Raw genomic sequence first — 15,215 nt, 5'->3', positions numbered from 1 at the left:
CTTCTGGTAGCGCAGGCCGTTACTGATGCGTTTGGCAATATAATCAGTACTCAAGAACACAACACCGCATTCTCCTCCAGCTTATTGTACAGGCTGATAAAGTAGTGGAACACCGGTTCGGTCAGCTTGTCCGCCTCATCGAACACCAGCAGGGGTGCGTCCATCTGGATGATGTCATCCAAAATAAGTCCCCATACCTCACGGATATTATACCCTTCAGTCCGGATTCCGACCGTGCGGGCAATCTCACGAACGAAGTCACCTTTCTTCATGTCCTCGGAGCAGAGGATATAGAAAACCTCCTTATGCTCCTGAAGGTAAACACGGGCGGTGGTACTCTTACCACAACCGGCCTCACCGGTCACCCATGTGACGTTACGCCAACGCTGCGCATCGGAAAGCACAGCCGTGATCTCCTGGTAAGCACCGGTCTCTACAATCTGCCAGCCGGTAGCGCTTACACCACCGACCTGCGAAGCGACATTACGGAACATCTCGTCGCTGATATTCTCATAACGGCCGTTCAGGATATTGCTCACAGTACCCACACTGACTCCCTTCAGACTACCCGCGGCTTTCGTCTGGCTCGGATACTTCGCCACGTAAGCCCGGAGGCTCTCGCTGATGGCGTCTTTCTCTTTCATTGTAATTTCCATAATCAATAATTTTTATCTTGTTATAAATCTGTTCCTTATAATTTTCCGACCACCTTACGGATGCTCACTTCCTTCTTCTCAAAACTGTCCCATGTTACGTTGCTGATGACTTTCATGTCACGACCTATGGAAGGACGGGGCGGCTGACTGTATTTTCTTGTGCGGCGGTCAATCTGGCGTTGAGCTTCCTTGCCGAGCCCTTTCAGGTCAGGAGTACGCAAACCGTTCTGTTCCGGTGCGACACCATGCTCATACTCGATATCCTTGGCGACGACCTGACGGTTTATACGCTCATTGATGACGGCCTCTTGCTGGGTGCGGATGAAACGTTTCTCGTCTTCCGTCTGCTCCTGCTGGGCACGGTGGATCATCAGCGGGAACGAAGCCACACACTCGAAACGCATTGCTCCGCCCTTATCCTTGTACAGCAGGCGCACGCTGCTCATGTCATAAGGATCGTACTGGACATAGAACTTCTTGTAGGTGTTACGCCGGCGCCATTCTAGATCAGGCTCACCGGGAGCGGAGAAAACCTCGTAGGGGTATTTCTTTCCCCGTACCGTGATCTCGATACCGCTGGCGGTGAACAGAGACGGTTTTTCGGTTGTGTACCAGAACATTTCCACCATATCCGGCACACTTACCGTATCAGTAGCCTCGTTCACGCTGGTATTGTACATTTCCATACGAGAGATGCCGGTGACCGGATGCTTCATTGAGTTCCACTGCTCACGGGAAGCGGCATACTGCTCCTTCAGCTCCTCCAGTGTGGGAAGGGAGTCGATGTTCGCGTTGATGAATTCCAGGTTCGGACGGCTTGTCTCTCTCTTTGCCGTAATATTCTGCCCGGTGAAACTGAAACGTTTTTTTCAACACCTGGCTCTGGAAGCGGTAGAAAATGTTCTCAATCGTTTTGGACTCGCCGTTATACGGGGCTGTCGGGCGGTGGATACGGCTGATCTTCGAGAAAAGGCCCAACGCCGCGTTTTTCTTATGACCGCCCTGGTTGTCGCACACGATCTCGTAAGGTTTGTGCCGGCTCGTTTGGATAGCCATGCGGAAAGCATGGTACTGGGCGATATAGTCCTCATTGTCGCTAATGTAATAACCGAGCAGAACTTCACTATAGGCATCCACCACCTCATACACGCTTGTAGTGCACTTATTTCCGTTCTCATCACGATAGTAGAGGTTCAACTTCGTACCGTCACCATACCAGAGGCTGTCACGACGGCTCGGAAGGATTGTCCGGTGTTTACGGTCATAACGCTGGTGTGCCTTCATTTCCCCATAAACGGCATCGTACCACAGTGGTTCGACACGCGGGCTGTTGAACCATTCGCGGAGGCTGCGGGGACTCTTCAGGGGTTTCCAACCACGTTCTGGAGCGACACGGTTGTACTCCTCGAAGATCTCCATATCAGTATAAACCGGAACGCGGCTACGTTTCAATGCAACAAGGTAACGTCCACCGTCCTCCTCGATCTTCAGCGTGTTGCTGTTGCCGTATTTACCGCTCACAAGCACACCGTAGTTGTCGGGACGAAACTTGTTTATCAGGGCTTTCAACCGGCCCACACTGCCCGGAAGACTATGCCCGTACACCGGACGCCATTCCTCACTCGTGACAAGCAGAAGCTCCCAAAGGTTACGGCGGAAACCGGTCAGCTTGTTATTGGATGAACTCAAGCGTTTGAACTCTTCCATCAGCGCGTTCAGTACCGAGGCATTCCAGGTGTATTCCTTCTTCACATCCACGGGAAGAGCGACCATCTCACCGTTCTTGTCGTAGCGGTACTCCTCAAAAAATCTCTCGGCCTTCTCGTCTTTCTTCACTATGTTACGAATCATTTCTTCTCGCATCTGTTGCTCGGGCTCGCCATGGCGAGCAACCCAGCGTTGCTTATACTTCTCGGGAAGGGAGGAATAGGAATACAGGGCTACATTGCCCTCGCCACCGCCACGGTTGACACTTTCGATGTTACCGCGACGGACATTCTGGTATAAAGTTATATACTTCATCACCGGGTCATCCCCTGAAGTAAGTTCTTCGCAGGTCACACACAATGTATTATCAAAATATTCCATCTTCCAACTTGATTATCAATCCTCTAAACCATTCAAGGGGACATGCCTCTTTATCAGTCTCGCTGAAGCCCCGAAGTTCAACACTACGAGAAGCTCCGGCAGTGGGTGGTCGAAGACCACGGAAAGCAGGATCCCGAAACTCAGACAGAAGTAAAGCGCACAAAGGCGCTGTTTCCGGTTCAGACGGGCAAACCAGCGCAGCTGGTCACCGAACAGTGTCATCAGGTCTCTTTTCATCGTCGTCTTTCTTTTGAGAGTTATCACCTACCTTGGTACCACCACGCTCGATAGCGAGCTTGCGGATGGAACGGGCCAACTTGCTGTTCTTGCGAAATGCAAGGGAGTGGGAGACCATTTCTCGGGAACAACCCAGTAAACCGGCTATTTTACCCACCTCACTGTATTCTACGACTATTCGTTCTTTCATAATTCACTGATATTTAATTATTATAGCGGGCAGTCGCGGACTCGAACCGCGGACCATGACCTCTCCCTTACAGGAGTTTGGTGTGTTCTACCAACTGAACTAACCGCCCAGAAAACTTATCGAAGTTCTTGCATTGCATCCTCCGGGACACATATCACAGTCCAAACCTGACCATCTTTCATATAATCAACATTATATTCACGACCGAAAGTACAAATGTTGTAATCCCAATCACGGATTATACCATCAATGATCTCACCGTTTCTCTTGGTGATTCTCACACTTTGTCCCTTTTTAAATTTTGCTTCCATTCTATCCTCGTTTTAAAGTATATTAATATCAATCACATCCAGCACATTACTCGTTCTCAGACTACTCACAACCAAAGTGGCTAAAACGATACTGTTTTCTGCCATCCACTTCTTCGCCTGCCTAACAGCCACTTCCTTATTGTAACCATCCGGAATAAAGGCTCCCAGATCATTATAACTCCCGTCTGTCAATTCAAAATAGTACCGTTTCATAACTTTCTATTTAACCTCTTCTATAGTTGGGGCAACCCGGTAATCAAAACAGGAACGGCAATAAGCCAACCCGCACTCGTTCTCACAGACCACGATACCGGTCAACGCATCAATCTGGTAGGCGAAAATATTTTCGTCATCATTCAACTCTTTAAGGGTGACAGCAAACAGGTCCATTTCTGCCCAGTCAACGGTTACTTTCAATGCTTTCATTTTCTTCTTTTTATATTTCTCATTGCCACCTCAAGCCTTTTTTGTAGCTTTGGGGCGGTGTTCACACTTTGAACACGCTGCAAATATAGTATGAGATTTTCATACTACAAAATAAAATAGCGTAATTTTTCATACTTTATCAAGATTATGGATGAGAATTTCAGATTTATACAAGTTCTTGACGAATTAAAAGAGAAGGGCATAATAACAGATTATGTTCAGGCTGCGAATGATTTAGGAACAAATAAAGCAGGTATCAGTGATATAAAAAGCGGAAGAAAGAAATTATCAATAGAGCTTCTTCGCCGTCTGAAATTATCATACCCAACGACTAATATAGAATGGATTATAATGGGAGAGGGGGATGCATTTGTCACCTCTAAAACTAATAATTCCAGCAATCCAAGTTCTGAAACTTCATTTTTTATAGAGAAAATAGCCCAACAAGCAGAGGAAATAGGAATACTTAAACAAACAATCGTGCAACTCAAACAGGAAAGCGCGGGGCGTGTTTCAGGTGCGGAAAGTTCAACACTTGCAGGTGTCGGATAAAATGCGTTTTATGGGGTAAAGGGGGCAAAAAGAATTAAAATATTGATTTATAGCACAATATCTTAAATTATAGGGGAGTAAATAAATATTATCAATGTATTGTTTACTCCCTCAAATAGTTTAAAAACAAGCAAAAACAAATCCTATTTATATTGTATAGATAGGTAAATCGCTAAAAAATAACCCCAAAATGTAAACCCAAGTGTAAACCCTACTAAAACGTTTCGTTTTTGTAACGGGAAAAATGTAAACCCAAGTTGTAAACCCAAGTGTAAACCCTTTCCATTTTTCCACCCGTTCAAACCGTTCAAATGAGTAACAGATTCTTTCAGATGTACTACTTGAAAAGGATACCACCCAAAAGACACAAAAAAAGCCGCAAAAAGCGGCTTTATAGACGTTCTAAGGCCGTTTTAGACCTTTCTGGTAGTCTTTATCAAGTGCGACTGGATAATCATCGCACGTTTCGTGTATTTTACGGCTCCATCGGTCAAACCGGCATGTAACAGACTGCTCTTGGTGATACCGACCTCACTCTCCGTCAAAGTATCAAATATGGCGGAAATGCTGCCGAAATAGAGGTTCTTTTTCTCATAAATCAGGTGTACATGGATAACTTTAGTCATAGTATATTGCATTTATTTTGCTGCAAATATACCAAATATCATCTATATGGAATAATTTTAATAAAAAAATAGGAGAGAGTACTATGCACTCCCCCTACTCTATTTGCACAAACCGATCTTTTTGCCTACCTTTATACATGAGAGCCAATCAGAAACAAATCGAAGAGTAAATTGACTGCACGATGTCCAATTTCTCCCCTATCCTACCTTCAATGTAAAGCATTTCATTTGAACGGCGTTCAAACAGAGCTCAATTGTAAGCCCAATGTAAAGCGATGTAAACGCTTCGTTTTTCCAGAGTACTCTCCCCTACTCTACCATAACACTTTGAAAACCAAAGCAATCAAGCTTTTTCAGGCTGACCACATATTGACACGCTTCGTTTTTCCCCCCTTACAAATCTCCTTTATTCTGAGGAACCAAAGTACCGGAAGCAAATCCATAGGTATCCCACTTCCCACTATGATAATTCAAGCTACCACTAGGCTGATAAGATTGCAAGGAAGAGGCAAAGGAAGCATTCATAGAAAGATTTCCCTGAAATCCTTTGTCCGTATGACGTCTCATTATAATATGTATAGCACCTCCCTGAGCATCGGCATCCTTATCGGCTCCCGCCATTGGAAACACTTCAACGCGAGCAATATCGTCCGATTTCAAAGAACGGAGATAGCCTATCAGCATCTCTCCGGTAAGTTTTATCTCCCTATTATCTACAAACACCTTCGTGCCGGAAGAACCATTGATGGAAATCCGCTCGTCGGACAACCATACTCCGGGCGCTTGTTGAAGGAGTTCGACTCCGTCTTTGTTCTGTGCAGGAGGGACGGACAGGATAAAACGGTCTGCCTTCCGTTTCACAGGACTTGTCCGTACCACCACTTCCTGCAACGCATAAGTGGAATCTTCTGTCAGAGTATCATTCACAGCCATCGGCCGAGCAGTCGTCGAAGTCTGCCCCCAAGCAGTAACTCCGGTAAAGCCGGCCAATATCAGAAATATCAGGTATCGCATACTGTTAGTCATTTACCGGATAATACATCTTCATTTTAACGGTAGCCGAAGCATCCGCCTCTTTCTTGCATTTTTCCCGGGCATACCCTTCTACCGGTATTCCCTGTTCATTCATGTCCAATTCCCAGTTTCCGTTCTCATCATGGAAAAGAGAGATTAAAAACTTTTCCCATGGAACATCTTTTAGAACAACAGTCACTGTATCTTTAACAGCAGTAGCCATCGCATATACCGGCTTCGATTCCGAATCCTGTTGTGCCATGACCATAATAGCGCCTTTTGCACTACGAATACCCCGCACTTCTACTTTTACTTCTTGTGCAAAAGTAACAACGTGGTAACAAATAATCCCTAAAGCAATGAATAACAAGCGTTTCATCTTTTACTTTCCTCCAATCAATTAGTTGATACGATTTAATTAGTTTATTTTATAAACCATATATGGATTAAAAAAAGTAAGGAGCTGCGCATCTCTCTTACTCGATGCAAATATAAATAGGTTTATTTTATAAACCAAGTATTTCGGAAGAATATTTCAAATTAAATAAGCCTTCCTGTCATTCGTCGTATTTTGACAGGAAGGCTTCACTTTGACCTTAAAACACATCACTCAATTAGAAAGTTGCATCAGGAGAAGTCTTTCAATTCTTCTTTCAGACGCTTGCGGATAAAGAAAAGTCGGCTCTTTACCGTCCCCATCGGCAATCCTAATTTTTCGGCAATTTCCCTGTATTTAAATCCAGCTACAAACATCTGGAAAGGAACTTTCATATCTTCGGGGATGGAATGGATCACTCTATACAGCTGCTTCATGTCATAAGCAAACTCGAAACGGTCGCCTTCTTCATCTTCTATCAAACTTTGCTGATTGATGGAATAGGTATCATCGATCAAATTCATTTCGCGGACCGTGCGCCGGTAGTTGTTGACAAAGATATTACGCATGATGGTAAACATCCATCCTTTCAGATTCTTGGCATGCGTAAATTTCTCATGATTATCCAATGCCTGCAATACACAATCCTGAACTAAGTCGTTAGCAGAATCACGGTCTGAAGTCAACTTATATGCGAAACGATGCAGGTCTGACTCCATCGCCAATATTCCTTGAGTAAAATCTACTTTTTCCATTCTCGTATTTTATTTATCTAATTAGTACGATACAAAGATCCGCTTTTTTAGAACGATTATAAATAGCAATTCTTCCGATAAGTTTGGCAATTTTTCCTTAGCCCCTCTCAACCATTTCTTTTTTTAGTTGTTCATTGGGCATTCACCTAAAACTTAACTGATAATGAAAACAAGCTTTAAAATGGTAGCTATGCTACTGGGGATCGGAATTTTCCCCGTCTGTGCTCATGCGCAAAAGAAAGTAGTCATCGAGGATGAGGAACCGAATTCCATCATGTTCGTCTCCAGGGACAAGGCCGGAGATGAAATCATCCGAATCATGAACGACCGCTCTCAGATGCGTTTTCACGACCCGAATGCTCCCCGCTTCCTTCTGACGGATCAGAAAGGAAAATTCGCCCTTGGTATCGGTGGCTACGTACGTGCGACGGCAGAGTATGATTTCAACGGCATCGTTGACGATGTGGATTTCTATCCGGCATTGATCGGACAGCCCGGAAAGGGAAATTTTGCCAAGAATCAATTTCAGATGGACATCACCACTTCTACCCTATTCCTGAAATTGGTAGGACGAACCAAACATCTGGGCGACTTCGTGGTGTATACCGCCGGAAACTTCCGTGGAGATGGGAAGACGTTTGAACTTCAAAATGCGTATGCGCAGTTCTTAGGATTTACCATCGGATACAGCTACGGTTCATTCATGGACCTTTCGGCTCTGCCTGCAACAATTGACTTCGCCGGTCCGAACGGTTCCGCTTTCTATCGTACCACTCAACTGAGTTATATGTGCGATAAACTGAAAAACTGGAGATTCGGCGTTGCCATGGAAATGCCTTCGGTAGACGGTACAACGAATAGCGATGTATCTATCAACACGCAACGAATGCCGGATTTTGCAGCTTCTGCACAGTATAACTGGAATAGTAACAGTCATATTAAGTTGGGTGCAATCGTACGCAGCATGACTTATTCAAGTAATGTGCACGACAAGGCTTTTTCGACTACCGGATTTGGCCTGCAAGCATCTACCACCTTTAATGTAACCAAGAAGTGGCAAGTGTTCGGACAGTTTAATTATGGAAAAGGAATCGGTTCTTATCTGAACGACTTAAGTAATCTGAATGTGGACATCGTTCCCGATCCGGATAATGAAGGCAAGATGCAGGTTCTTCCGATGCTGGGCTGGTATGCGGGGTTGCAATATAATATTTGCCCGAATATCTTTGTATCCGGTACATACAGCTTATCCAGACTTTACTCTGAAAACAACTATCCGAGCGATAATCCGGAAGCATACCGAAAAGGACAGTATTTCGTAGCAAATGCTTTCTGGAATGTGACTAGCAATATGCAAGTAGGTGTTGAATATCTGAGAGGATGGCGCACTGATTTCAACTCTTCTACCCGCCATGCCAATCGGCTGAATATGCTGGTACAATATTCTTTCTAATCTATTACATATATAATATTAGGTATATATAATATGAGAAGCCGCCTCTGAACAATGTTCGAGACGGCTTCTATTATATAAAATCGTAGCGGATTAATATTAGAACTTATAGTTTACACTTACACCAAACACTTTGTTTGTACGACTATAAACATCTTTATCCATTGAAGCCATAGCCCCATCCAAGCCACGTGGATTTTCTTTGGTATAATCGCTGTAGGTAGTCCAGAAATAAGCAACATCTAAACTTAACGCCTTACTAAGATTAATACGACCACCCAAACCGACTGAATAAGAATCACAAGAGAAACTTGTGTCTGTCTGGAAAGCATCGCTCAATCCATAATCAGTTTTCTGATAACCACCACTGACTGTGAATATTTTGTTTATATCCCATTCTACACCAGCCAGGTATTCGTGTGTTCCATGTTTCAATGTCTTCTGCTTGTTATCAGCCATACCTGCATTCTTGTCATCAAAGAAATGATACTCTACTGAAGCACGAAGAGAAGGCAAGAATTCATAACTTGCTGCTACAGATAACATAGAAGGGAGGTCACTTGGAGTATTCACACCATGCTGATAAGGTGCCATATAGGCAGCAGCATCCGGAAATTCCAATTTATGTGTATTGTTCTCAATATTCATATTAGCTTTGAACTCATACTTCGCAGCCAAATTCAACTTACCGAACTTAGCATCTACACCGATAATCGGCGTCAATCCCCAACCTGTCTGGTCACAATCCAGTTCAAGCTTCGTATCATTCAGTTTCTGAAGCATAGGTGCAGATTGTTCTTGTGCAATCTGCTGTGCCTGTTCTAAACTCAAATTAGGATTAGCCCCCATAATTTGTTGTACTATAGCAGCACCGATCTGTCCTGCTACTCCTTCTTTCAAGGCAATATTCAGAAAACCTTTATATCCACCTGTAAAGTAATTCATACGGGCTCCGGCAAAAACTGAAAAGTGTTCATTAATCTTATAGCTTGCCCCTAACTGCAAACCATAAATATATTGACGACCTTCCATGGCTGAATTGATATTGTACATATTAGGTTTCAACATATCACTTGTAGAATTTACCAAGCCGATAGCAGCTGCATCAAACATAGGCAAACCTGTATTGAAAGAAGCTTTTCCACCACCACCAACGATAGCGAAACTACCGGAAAATGCCCAGTCACCATTCTTATATACAGCATGGACAGAAGGGATAACGGGAGCCGAAGCTTTTCCTTCATAATTGCGCACGGAAGTCTGTCCATCCATAGTCCACAAAGGACTTGTAGCAGCAATATCACGGGTCTGATATGCACTCTGAATAGTCAGTGCTACCTGTAAACCGTTTTGGGGAAGGAATGCCAGTCCGGCAGGATTACTATAAACTCCATCAACATCAATGGAAGCGCCGCGGGCTATCATGCGCAAGAAAGCAGCATTCTGATTCGTATTAGTTAGATAATCTCCGGCAAAAGTTGGAATTGAAACGATTAACATTACAAATCCAATCAAGAAATTTTTTCTCATCTAAATCTTTTTTAAATTAATTCGGGCGCAAAGATACAATATTCCTGCACACGCAACACATGTTTGTGCACTTATTTTCGCTTACCGGCTCATTTTAATTGAAAATAAAAACTGTTTCTAATGAAACAATTCACATTCAGAGCGAAGGTAAAGATAAACAAACCACCCTGTTTTTACGTTTAATAATAAGAATAAAAACAGAAAAGATTATGGCCTATACAATTGCATTTTTCGGAACAAAGCCTTATGACGAAGCTTCTTTCAACGATAAAAACAAAGAGTTCGGATTTGAATTCCGTTATTATAAAGGACATCTGAATAAGAATAATGTGTTATTAACGCAAGGAGTAGACGCGGTCTGTATCTTTGTCAACGATACGGCCGATGCAGAAGTCATTCATGCTATGGCAGCCAACGGAGTAAAACTGCTGGCACTCCGATGTGCAGGATTCAATAATGTAGACCTGAATGCTGCCGCCACTGCCGGAATCACCGTTGTACGTGTTCCTGCATATTCGCCTTATGCCGTTGCCGAATATACCGTAGCACTCATGCTCTCTCTCAACCGAAAGATTCCACGCGCTTCGTGGCGTACAAAAGACGGAAACTTTTCCCTTCATGGACTGATGGGATTCGATATGCACGGCAAGACGGCAGGTATCATCGGTACAGGAAAAATCGCCAAAATTCTGATTCATATATTAAAGGGATTCGGAATGAATATACTGGCTTATGACCTTTATCCCGACTACAACTTTGCCCGGGAAGAACAAATCGTTTATACTTCTCTGGACGAGCTGTATCATAGTTCCGACATTATTTCCCTGCATTGCCCGCTTACCGAAGCCACCAAATATCTGATCAATGACTACTCCATCAGCAAAATGAAAGACGGAGTCATGATCATCAATACCGGTCGTGGACAGTTGATTCACACCAATGCCCTGATCGAAGGCTTAAAAAACAAGAAAATCGGTTCTGCCGGATTGGATGTGTATGAAGAAGAAAGCGAATATTTCTACGAAGATCAGTCCGACCGCATCATTGACGATGACGTACTTGCCCGTCTGCTCTCGTTCAATAATGTGATTGTCACTTCGCATCAAGCCTTTTTCACACGTGAAGCAATGGGAAATATCGCCATGACCACACTTCAGAATATCAAGGATTTCATCAACCACAAGCCTTTGCTAAATGAAGTGAAGAGATAGAACCTTTACCTGACTTCCCTTGTTACAGAAGTATATAAACAATTAGAAAAGGAGAAAATTATGAAGAAAGTAATACATAAAGCAGATACAAGAGGACATTCCCAATATGACTGGCTGGATAGTTACCATACCTTCAGTTTCGACGAATACTTCGATTCTGACCGTATCAACTTCGGCGCCCTCCGTGTATTGAATGACGACAAAGTCGCCCCCGGAGAAGGATTTCAAACCCATCCGCATAAAAATAATGGAGATTATCTCCATTCCATTGAAAGGACATCTGCAACATGGTGACAGCAAGAAAAACAGCCGTATCATCACTGTCGGAGAGATTCAGACGATGAGTGCCGGAACGGGTATTTTCCACAGTGAAGTGAATGCCAGCCCTGTAGAGCCGGTAGAATTCCTGCAAATATGGATTATGCCGAGAGAGCGGAATACACATCCTGTCTACAAGGATTTTAGCATCAAAGAGCTGGAACGACCGAACGAACTGGCAGTGATTGTATCGCCCGACGGCAGTACTCCCGCTTCACTTCTACAAGACACCTGGTTTTCTATCGGAAAGGTGGAAGCCGGAAAGAAACTCGGTTATCACTTGCACCAAAGTCATGGCGGCGTATACATTTTCCTGATTGAAGGAGAAATCGTAGTAGACGGAGAAGTACTGAAACGTCGCGACGGAATGGGCGTCTATGATACGAAAAGTTTCGAACTCGAAACATTGAAGGACTCACATATCTTATTGATAGAAGTACCGATGTAGAAATTTGGAATTAGAAATCATGAATCTTGAATGAATGAAGAATATAGCTGATATCCGGCAAGAATATACCAAAAGCGGGTTAAGGGAAAGCGAACTTCCCTGCGACCCGCTTTCACTTTTCAGCCGCTGGCTACAGGAAGCCATCGACGCAAACGTAGAAGAACCGACCGCCATCATTGTAGGTACCGTATCTCCCGAAGGCAGACCCTCGACCCGTACCGTACTGCTGAAAGGACTGCATGACGGAAAGTTTATCTTCTATACCAACTACGAAAGCCGCAAAGGAAGGCAACTGGCACAAAATCCGTACATTTCACTTTCCTTTGTCTGGCATGAACTTGAAAGGCAAGTACACATCGAAGGTACTGCCGCGAAAGTTTCTCCGGAGGAATCGGACGAATATTTCCGAAAGCGCCCTTATAAAAGCCGCATCGGTGCACGTATCTCTTCACAAAGCCAGCCTATCGCAAGCCGGATGCAACTGATACGCGCTTTCGTCAAAGAAGCTGCCCGATGGCTGGGAAAAGAAGTGGAACGCCCCGACAACTGGGGCGGATATGCCGTCACTCCTACCCGGATGGAGTTTTGGCAAGGACGCCCCAACCGGTTACATGATCGCTTCCTGTATACCCTAAAGACGGATGGAAAATGGGAAATCAATCGACTTTCTCCCTGATTTCACTGATTTTTCTTGCCAACTCCAACTAGAATACGTAATATTGCAACTGTAAAAATAATCAGCTCATGACACTGGATTATATTTATCATAGCGGTTTTGCCATCGAAGCAGAAGGTGTGACCGTCATCATCGATTATTACAAAGATTCTTCGGAAACTGAACATAACCGGGGAATCGTACATGACTACCTCCTGCAAAGACCGGGTAAACTCTATGTATTGGCCACTCACTTTCACCCCGACCACTTCAACCGTGAAATACTGACGTGGAAAGAAGCACGTCCCGACATCCGGTACATTTTCTCCAAAGATATTCTGAAAAGCCATCGTGGAAAGCCCGAAGACGCTACTTATATAAAAAAAGGAGAAACCTACGAAGACGAGACGATCCGCATCGAAGCATTCGGCTCGACCGATGTCGGCAGTTCGTTCCTGATCCATCTGCAAGACTGGAACATCTTCCATGCAGGCGATCTGAACAACTGGCACTGGAGTGAAGAATCTACCGAAGCGGAGATACGAAAAGCCAACGGAGACTTCCTTGCAGAAGTTAAATATTTAAAAGAAAAAGCACCGAAGATCGATTTAGCGCTGTTCCCAGTGGACCGCAGGATGGGAAAAGATTATATGAAAGGGGCAAAACAGTTCATCGAACAAATAAAAACTACTATATTTGTACCCATGCACTTCAGTGAAGACTACGAAGGCGGAAATGCCCTCCGTGATTTTGCCGAAAATGCAGGATGCCGGTTTGTCAGCATCACCCATCGGGGCGAAAGTTTTGAAATAACCAAATAAACACAATAATAATTATGAATAAGTTAACAATCCTGTTTCTTACCATGCTTCTCACATGCCTGCCAATGGCAATGAGAGCCGAATCGCACAAAGAAAAAAGAGATGATACCAGATACCTTGCGGGAGCTGTTCCTGTAGTAGATGGTAAAGTAGTATTTTCCAAGGAATTCCAGATTCCCGGAATGAGTCAGAAGCAAATCTACGACACTGTCATGAAGTGGATGAACGAACGTCTGAAAGAAAACAATAATCCGGACAGCCGCGTCGTTTTCAGCGATGAAGCACAAGGAACCATCGCCGGTGTAGGTGAAGAATGGATCACATTTTACTCCAGCGCCCTGTCATTGGACCGCACTTGGGTCAATTATCAGATCACTGTTACCTGCAAACCGGGCAGTTGCTTGGTAGAACTGGAAAAAATCCGTTTCACCTACCGCGAAACAGAAAAATACAAAGCAGAAGAATGGATTACAGATGAATATGCACTGAACAAAGCTAAAACCAAACTGGTACGCGGCTTGGCTAAATGGCGCAGAAAAACGGTAGACTTTGCCGATGACATCTTTATGGATGTAGCTGTAGCCTTCGGTGCTCCCGATACTCGTCCGAAGTCTGAGAAAAAGAAAAAAGAAGAAGAAGCACAGAAGCCGTCTATCGTTGCTGCTGCAGGTCCGCTGGTGATCGGTCAGGGCGGTAAAGTTACCACTGCAGAAGCAGATCAGACAACTACTCCTGCTGCTACTTTAACTCCTGCAACTCCTGTCGGCAAGGCTTCAGCAGATATGCCGGGATATACAGAAATCGATCTGAAGCAGATTCCGGGTGATGTATACGCATTGATGGGCAATGGAAAACTGGTGATCTCTATCGGCAAAGATGAATTCAACATGACCAATATGACAGCCAACGCAGGCGGCGCACTGGGTTATCAAAACGGTAAAGCCGTAGCTTATTGCACACTTTCTGCCGATCAGCCCTACGAAGCGATAGAAAAAGCAGAAACTTATACACTGAAACTATACGCTCCGAACCAAACGACTCCTTCAGCTGTTATCGAATGTAAGAAACTGCCTTCACAAACGACTCCGCAAGCCGGACAACCCCGTACGTATGTCGGAGAAATCGTGAAGCTATTGATGAAAAAATAACAAGATAGCAATCATGGAAATTAAAAGTAGATTTGATCACTTTAATATCAATGTAACGAATCTGGAGCGAAGCATTGCTTTTTATGAAAAAGCGCTTGGCTTAAAAGAACATAGTCGGAAGGAAGCTTCCGACGGTTCTTTCATCCTGGTCTACCTGACGGACAACGAAAGCGGCTTCCTACTGGAACTGACCTGGCTGAAAGATCATACCTCCCCCTATGAACTGGGAGAAAACGAAAGTCATTTATGCTTTCGTGTAGCCGGCGACTATGACGCCATACGGCAATACCACAAAGAAATGAATTGTGTCTGTTTTGAGAATACAGCCATGGGGCTTTATTTTATCAACGACCCGGATGACTACTGGATAGAGATACTTCCACAAAAGAAGTAACCTTAT

Annotated in this window: 17 protein-coding genes, 1 tRNA gene and 3 pseudogenes; 8 read left to right on the top strand and 13 right to left on the bottom strand. The window is 44.1% G+C overall.

All coding sequences use genetic code 11. From position 1 onward, the window contains the following. The 8 genes and pseudogenes from HMPREF9007_RS09725 to HMPREF9007_RS09755 form a co-directional block, all read right to left on the bottom strand. Positions 1-656, bottom strand: a pseudogene (locus HMPREF9007_RS09725) (ATP-binding protein); the annotation flags it as partial. Positions 657-691: 35 nt separating this feature from the next. Then, positions 692-2,744 (bottom strand): annotated as a pseudogene (locus tag HMPREF9007_RS09730) (kinase). A 15-nt stretch (positions 2,745-2,759) separates the two neighbouring features. Beyond that, complete coding sequence (locus HMPREF9007_RS28080; RefSeq protein WP_008762164.1) at positions 2,760-2,981, bottom strand: hypothetical protein; 222 nt, start codon at positions 2,979-2,981, stop codon at positions 2,760-2,762. Then, the gene (locus HMPREF9007_RS09740; RefSeq protein ID WP_008762163.1) at positions 2,950-3,171 is read right to left on the bottom strand and encodes a hypothetical protein; all 222 of its coding nucleotides are present in this window, start codon (positions 3,169-3,171) and stop codon (positions 2,950-2,952) included. Before HMPREF9007_RS09740 ends, HMPREF9007_RS28080 begins: the two co-directional genes overlap by 32 nt. A gap of 26 nt (positions 3,172-3,197) precedes the next feature. Continuing rightward, positions 3,198-3,280: transfer RNA gene (locus HMPREF9007_RS0125215), tRNA-OTHER, on the bottom strand. A gap of 7 nt (positions 3,281-3,287) precedes the next feature. Beyond that, complete coding sequence (locus tag HMPREF9007_RS09745) at positions 3,288-3,482, bottom strand: hypothetical protein (RefSeq protein ID WP_008762162.1); 195 nt, start codon at positions 3,480-3,482, stop codon at positions 3,288-3,290. A 12-nt stretch (positions 3,483-3,494) separates the two neighbouring features. Next, positions 3,495-3,695: a hypothetical protein gene (locus HMPREF9007_RS09750; protein ID WP_008762161.1), complete on the bottom strand. Its 201-nt coding sequence runs from the start codon at positions 3,693-3,695 to the stop codon at positions 3,495-3,497. A 6-nt stretch (positions 3,696-3,701) separates the two neighbouring features. After that, on the bottom strand, positions 3,702-3,908 hold the full coding sequence (locus HMPREF9007_RS09755) for a hypothetical protein (protein WP_008762160.1): 207 nt from the start codon (positions 3,906-3,908) through the stop codon (positions 3,702-3,704). A gap of 147 nt (positions 3,909-4,055) precedes the next feature. Between HMPREF9007_RS09755 and HMPREF9007_RS09760 the strand changes: the two genes are divergently transcribed. After that, positions 4,056-4,460 carry a hypothetical protein gene (locus HMPREF9007_RS09760; protein WP_008762159.1) on the top strand — a complete coding sequence of 135 codons (405 nt, stop codon included), beginning with the start codon at positions 4,056-4,058 and terminating at the stop codon, positions 4,458-4,460. Between the two features lie 413 nt (positions 4,461-4,873). On the opposite strand, the gene HMPREF9007_RS09765 is transcribed toward HMPREF9007_RS09760, so the two are convergent. From HMPREF9007_RS09765 to HMPREF9007_RS09780, 4 genes are all read right to left on the bottom strand, one after another. Continuing rightward, positions 4,874-5,086 carry a hypothetical protein gene (locus tag HMPREF9007_RS09765; protein WP_008762158.1) on the bottom strand — a complete coding sequence of 71 codons (213 nt, stop codon included), beginning with the start codon at positions 5,084-5,086 and terminating at the stop codon, positions 4,874-4,876. Between the two features lie 393 nt (positions 5,087-5,479). After that, complete coding sequence (locus HMPREF9007_RS09770) at positions 5,480-6,100, bottom strand: hypothetical protein (RefSeq protein ID WP_277754680.1); 621 nt, start codon at positions 6,098-6,100, stop codon at positions 5,480-5,482. Positions 6,101-6,104: 4 nt separating this feature from the next. Next, positions 6,105-6,479, bottom strand: coding sequence for a DUF2141 domain-containing protein (locus HMPREF9007_RS09775; RefSeq protein ID WP_008762156.1), 375 nt, complete (start codon positions 6,477-6,479; stop codon positions 6,105-6,107). A gap of 248 nt (positions 6,480-6,727) precedes the next feature. Then, positions 6,728-7,231: an RNA polymerase sigma factor gene (locus tag HMPREF9007_RS09780; RefSeq protein ID WP_008762155.1), complete on the bottom strand. Its 504-nt coding sequence runs from the start codon at positions 7,229-7,231 to the stop codon at positions 6,728-6,730. 163 nt (positions 7,232-7,394) lie between these two features. Here HMPREF9007_RS09780 and HMPREF9007_RS09785 point away from each other — a divergent pair, with 163 nt between their 5' ends. Further along, a complete protein-coding gene (locus HMPREF9007_RS09785) occupies positions 7,395-8,684 on the top strand; it encodes a DcaP family trimeric outer membrane transporter (protein WP_008762154.1) in 1,290 nt (429 codons plus the stop codon). Positions 8,685-8,783: 99 nt separating this feature from the next. Here HMPREF9007_RS09785 and HMPREF9007_RS09790 read toward each other — a convergent pair whose 3' ends face one another. Then, positions 8,784-10,214, bottom strand: coding sequence for a membrane protein (locus HMPREF9007_RS09790; RefSeq protein ID WP_032850516.1), 1,431 nt, complete (start codon positions 10,212-10,214; stop codon positions 8,784-8,786). 209 nt (positions 10,215-10,423) lie between these two features. On the opposite strand from HMPREF9007_RS09790, the gene HMPREF9007_RS09795 reads away from it, so the two are divergent. From HMPREF9007_RS09795 to HMPREF9007_RS09820, 6 genes and pseudogenes are all read left to right on the top strand, one after another. Continuing rightward, positions 10,424-11,425 carry a 2-hydroxyacid dehydrogenase gene (locus tag HMPREF9007_RS09795; protein WP_008762152.1) on the top strand — a complete coding sequence of 334 codons (1,002 nt, stop codon included), beginning with the start codon at positions 10,424-10,426 and terminating at the stop codon, positions 11,423-11,425. Between the two features lie 60 nt (positions 11,426-11,485). Continuing rightward, positions 11,486-12,191 (top strand): annotated as a pseudogene (locus HMPREF9007_RS09800) (pirin family protein). Positions 12,192-12,225: 34 nt separating this feature from the next. After that, entirely contained in the window at positions 12,226-12,867 is a 642-nt protein-coding gene (gene pdxH, locus HMPREF9007_RS09805; RefSeq protein ID WP_008762151.1) for a pyridoxamine 5'-phosphate oxidase, read from the top strand. 68 nt (positions 12,868-12,935) lie between these two features. Then, on the top strand, positions 12,936-13,667 hold the full coding sequence (locus tag HMPREF9007_RS09810; protein ID WP_008762150.1) for an MBL fold metallo-hydrolase: 732 nt from the start codon (positions 12,936-12,938) through the stop codon (positions 13,665-13,667). A gap of 14 nt (positions 13,668-13,681) precedes the next feature. Continuing rightward, positions 13,682-14,815: a DUF4468 domain-containing protein gene (locus tag HMPREF9007_RS09815; RefSeq protein WP_008762149.1), complete on the top strand. Its 1,134-nt coding sequence runs from the start codon at positions 13,682-13,684 to the stop codon at positions 14,813-14,815. 13 nt (positions 14,816-14,828) lie between these two features. Next, positions 14,829-15,209, top strand: coding sequence for a VOC family protein (locus tag HMPREF9007_RS09820; protein WP_008762148.1), 381 nt, complete (start codon positions 14,829-14,831; stop codon positions 15,207-15,209). Positions 15,210-15,215 lie beyond the last annotated feature (6 nt).

The organism is Bacteroides sp. 1_1_14 (genome assembly GCF_000162515.1).
Lineage (GTDB): Bacteria > Bacteroidota > Bacteroidia > Bacteroidales > Bacteroidaceae > Bacteroides > Bacteroides thetaiotaomicron.
This window is presented reverse-complemented; position numbering and strand designations above follow the sequence as displayed.

Excerpts from the sequence above, each read along its gene's own strand:
- HMPREF9007_RS28080 (WP_008762164.1), bottom strand. The coding sequence starts at position 2,981 with ATGAAAAGAGACCTGATGACACTGTTCGGTGACCAGCTGCGCTGGTTT.
- HMPREF9007_RS09740 (WP_008762163.1), bottom strand. The coding sequence starts at position 3,171 with ATGAAAGAACGAATAGTCGTAGAATACAGTGAGGTGGGTAAAATAGCC.
- HMPREF9007_RS09745 (WP_008762162.1), bottom strand. The coding sequence starts at position 3,482 with ATGGAAGCAAAATTTAAAAAGGGACAAAGTGTGAGAATCACCAAGAGA.
- HMPREF9007_RS09750 (WP_008762161.1), bottom strand. The coding sequence starts at position 3,695 with ATGAAACGGTACTATTTTGAATTGACAGACGGGAGTTATAATGATCTG.
- HMPREF9007_RS09755 (WP_008762160.1), bottom strand. The coding sequence starts at position 3,908 with ATGAAAGCATTGAAAGTAACCGTTGACTGGGCAGAAATGGACCTGTTT.
- HMPREF9007_RS09760 (WP_008762159.1), top strand. The coding sequence starts at position 4,056 with ATGGATGAGAATTTCAGATTTATACAAGTTCTTGACGAATTAAAAGAG.
- HMPREF9007_RS09765 (WP_008762158.1), bottom strand. The coding sequence starts at position 5,086 with ATGACTAAAGTTATCCATGTACACCTGATTTATGAGAAAAAGAACCTC.
- HMPREF9007_RS09770 (WP_277754680.1), bottom strand. The coding sequence starts at position 6,100 with ATGCGATACCTGATATTTCTGATATTGGCCGGCTTTACCGGAGTTACT.
- HMPREF9007_RS09775 (WP_008762156.1), bottom strand. The coding sequence starts at position 6,479 with ATGAAACGCTTGTTATTCATTGCTTTAGGGATTATTTGTTACCACGTT.
- HMPREF9007_RS09780 (WP_008762155.1), bottom strand. The coding sequence starts at position 7,231 with ATGGAAAAAGTAGATTTTACTCAAGGAATATTGGCGATGGAGTCAGAC.
- HMPREF9007_RS09785 (WP_008762154.1), top strand. The coding sequence starts at position 7,395 with ATGAAAACAAGCTTTAAAATGGTAGCTATGCTACTGGGGATCGGAATT.
- HMPREF9007_RS09790 (WP_032850516.1), bottom strand. The coding sequence starts at position 10,214 with ATGAGAAAAAATTTCTTGATTGGATTTGTAATGTTAATCGTTTCAATT.
- HMPREF9007_RS09795 (WP_008762152.1), top strand. The coding sequence starts at position 10,424 with ATGGCCTATACAATTGCATTTTTCGGAACAAAGCCTTATGACGAAGCT.
- pdxH (WP_008762151.1), top strand. The coding sequence starts at position 12,226 with ATGAAGAATATAGCTGATATCCGGCAAGAATATACCAAAAGCGGGTTA.
- HMPREF9007_RS09810 (WP_008762150.1), top strand. The coding sequence starts at position 12,936 with ATGACACTGGATTATATTTATCATAGCGGTTTTGCCATCGAAGCAGAA.
- HMPREF9007_RS09815 (WP_008762149.1), top strand. The coding sequence starts at position 13,682 with ATGAATAAGTTAACAATCCTGTTTCTTACCATGCTTCTCACATGCCTG.
- HMPREF9007_RS09820 (WP_008762148.1), top strand. The coding sequence starts at position 14,829 with ATGGAAATTAAAAGTAGATTTGATCACTTTAATATCAATGTAACGAAT.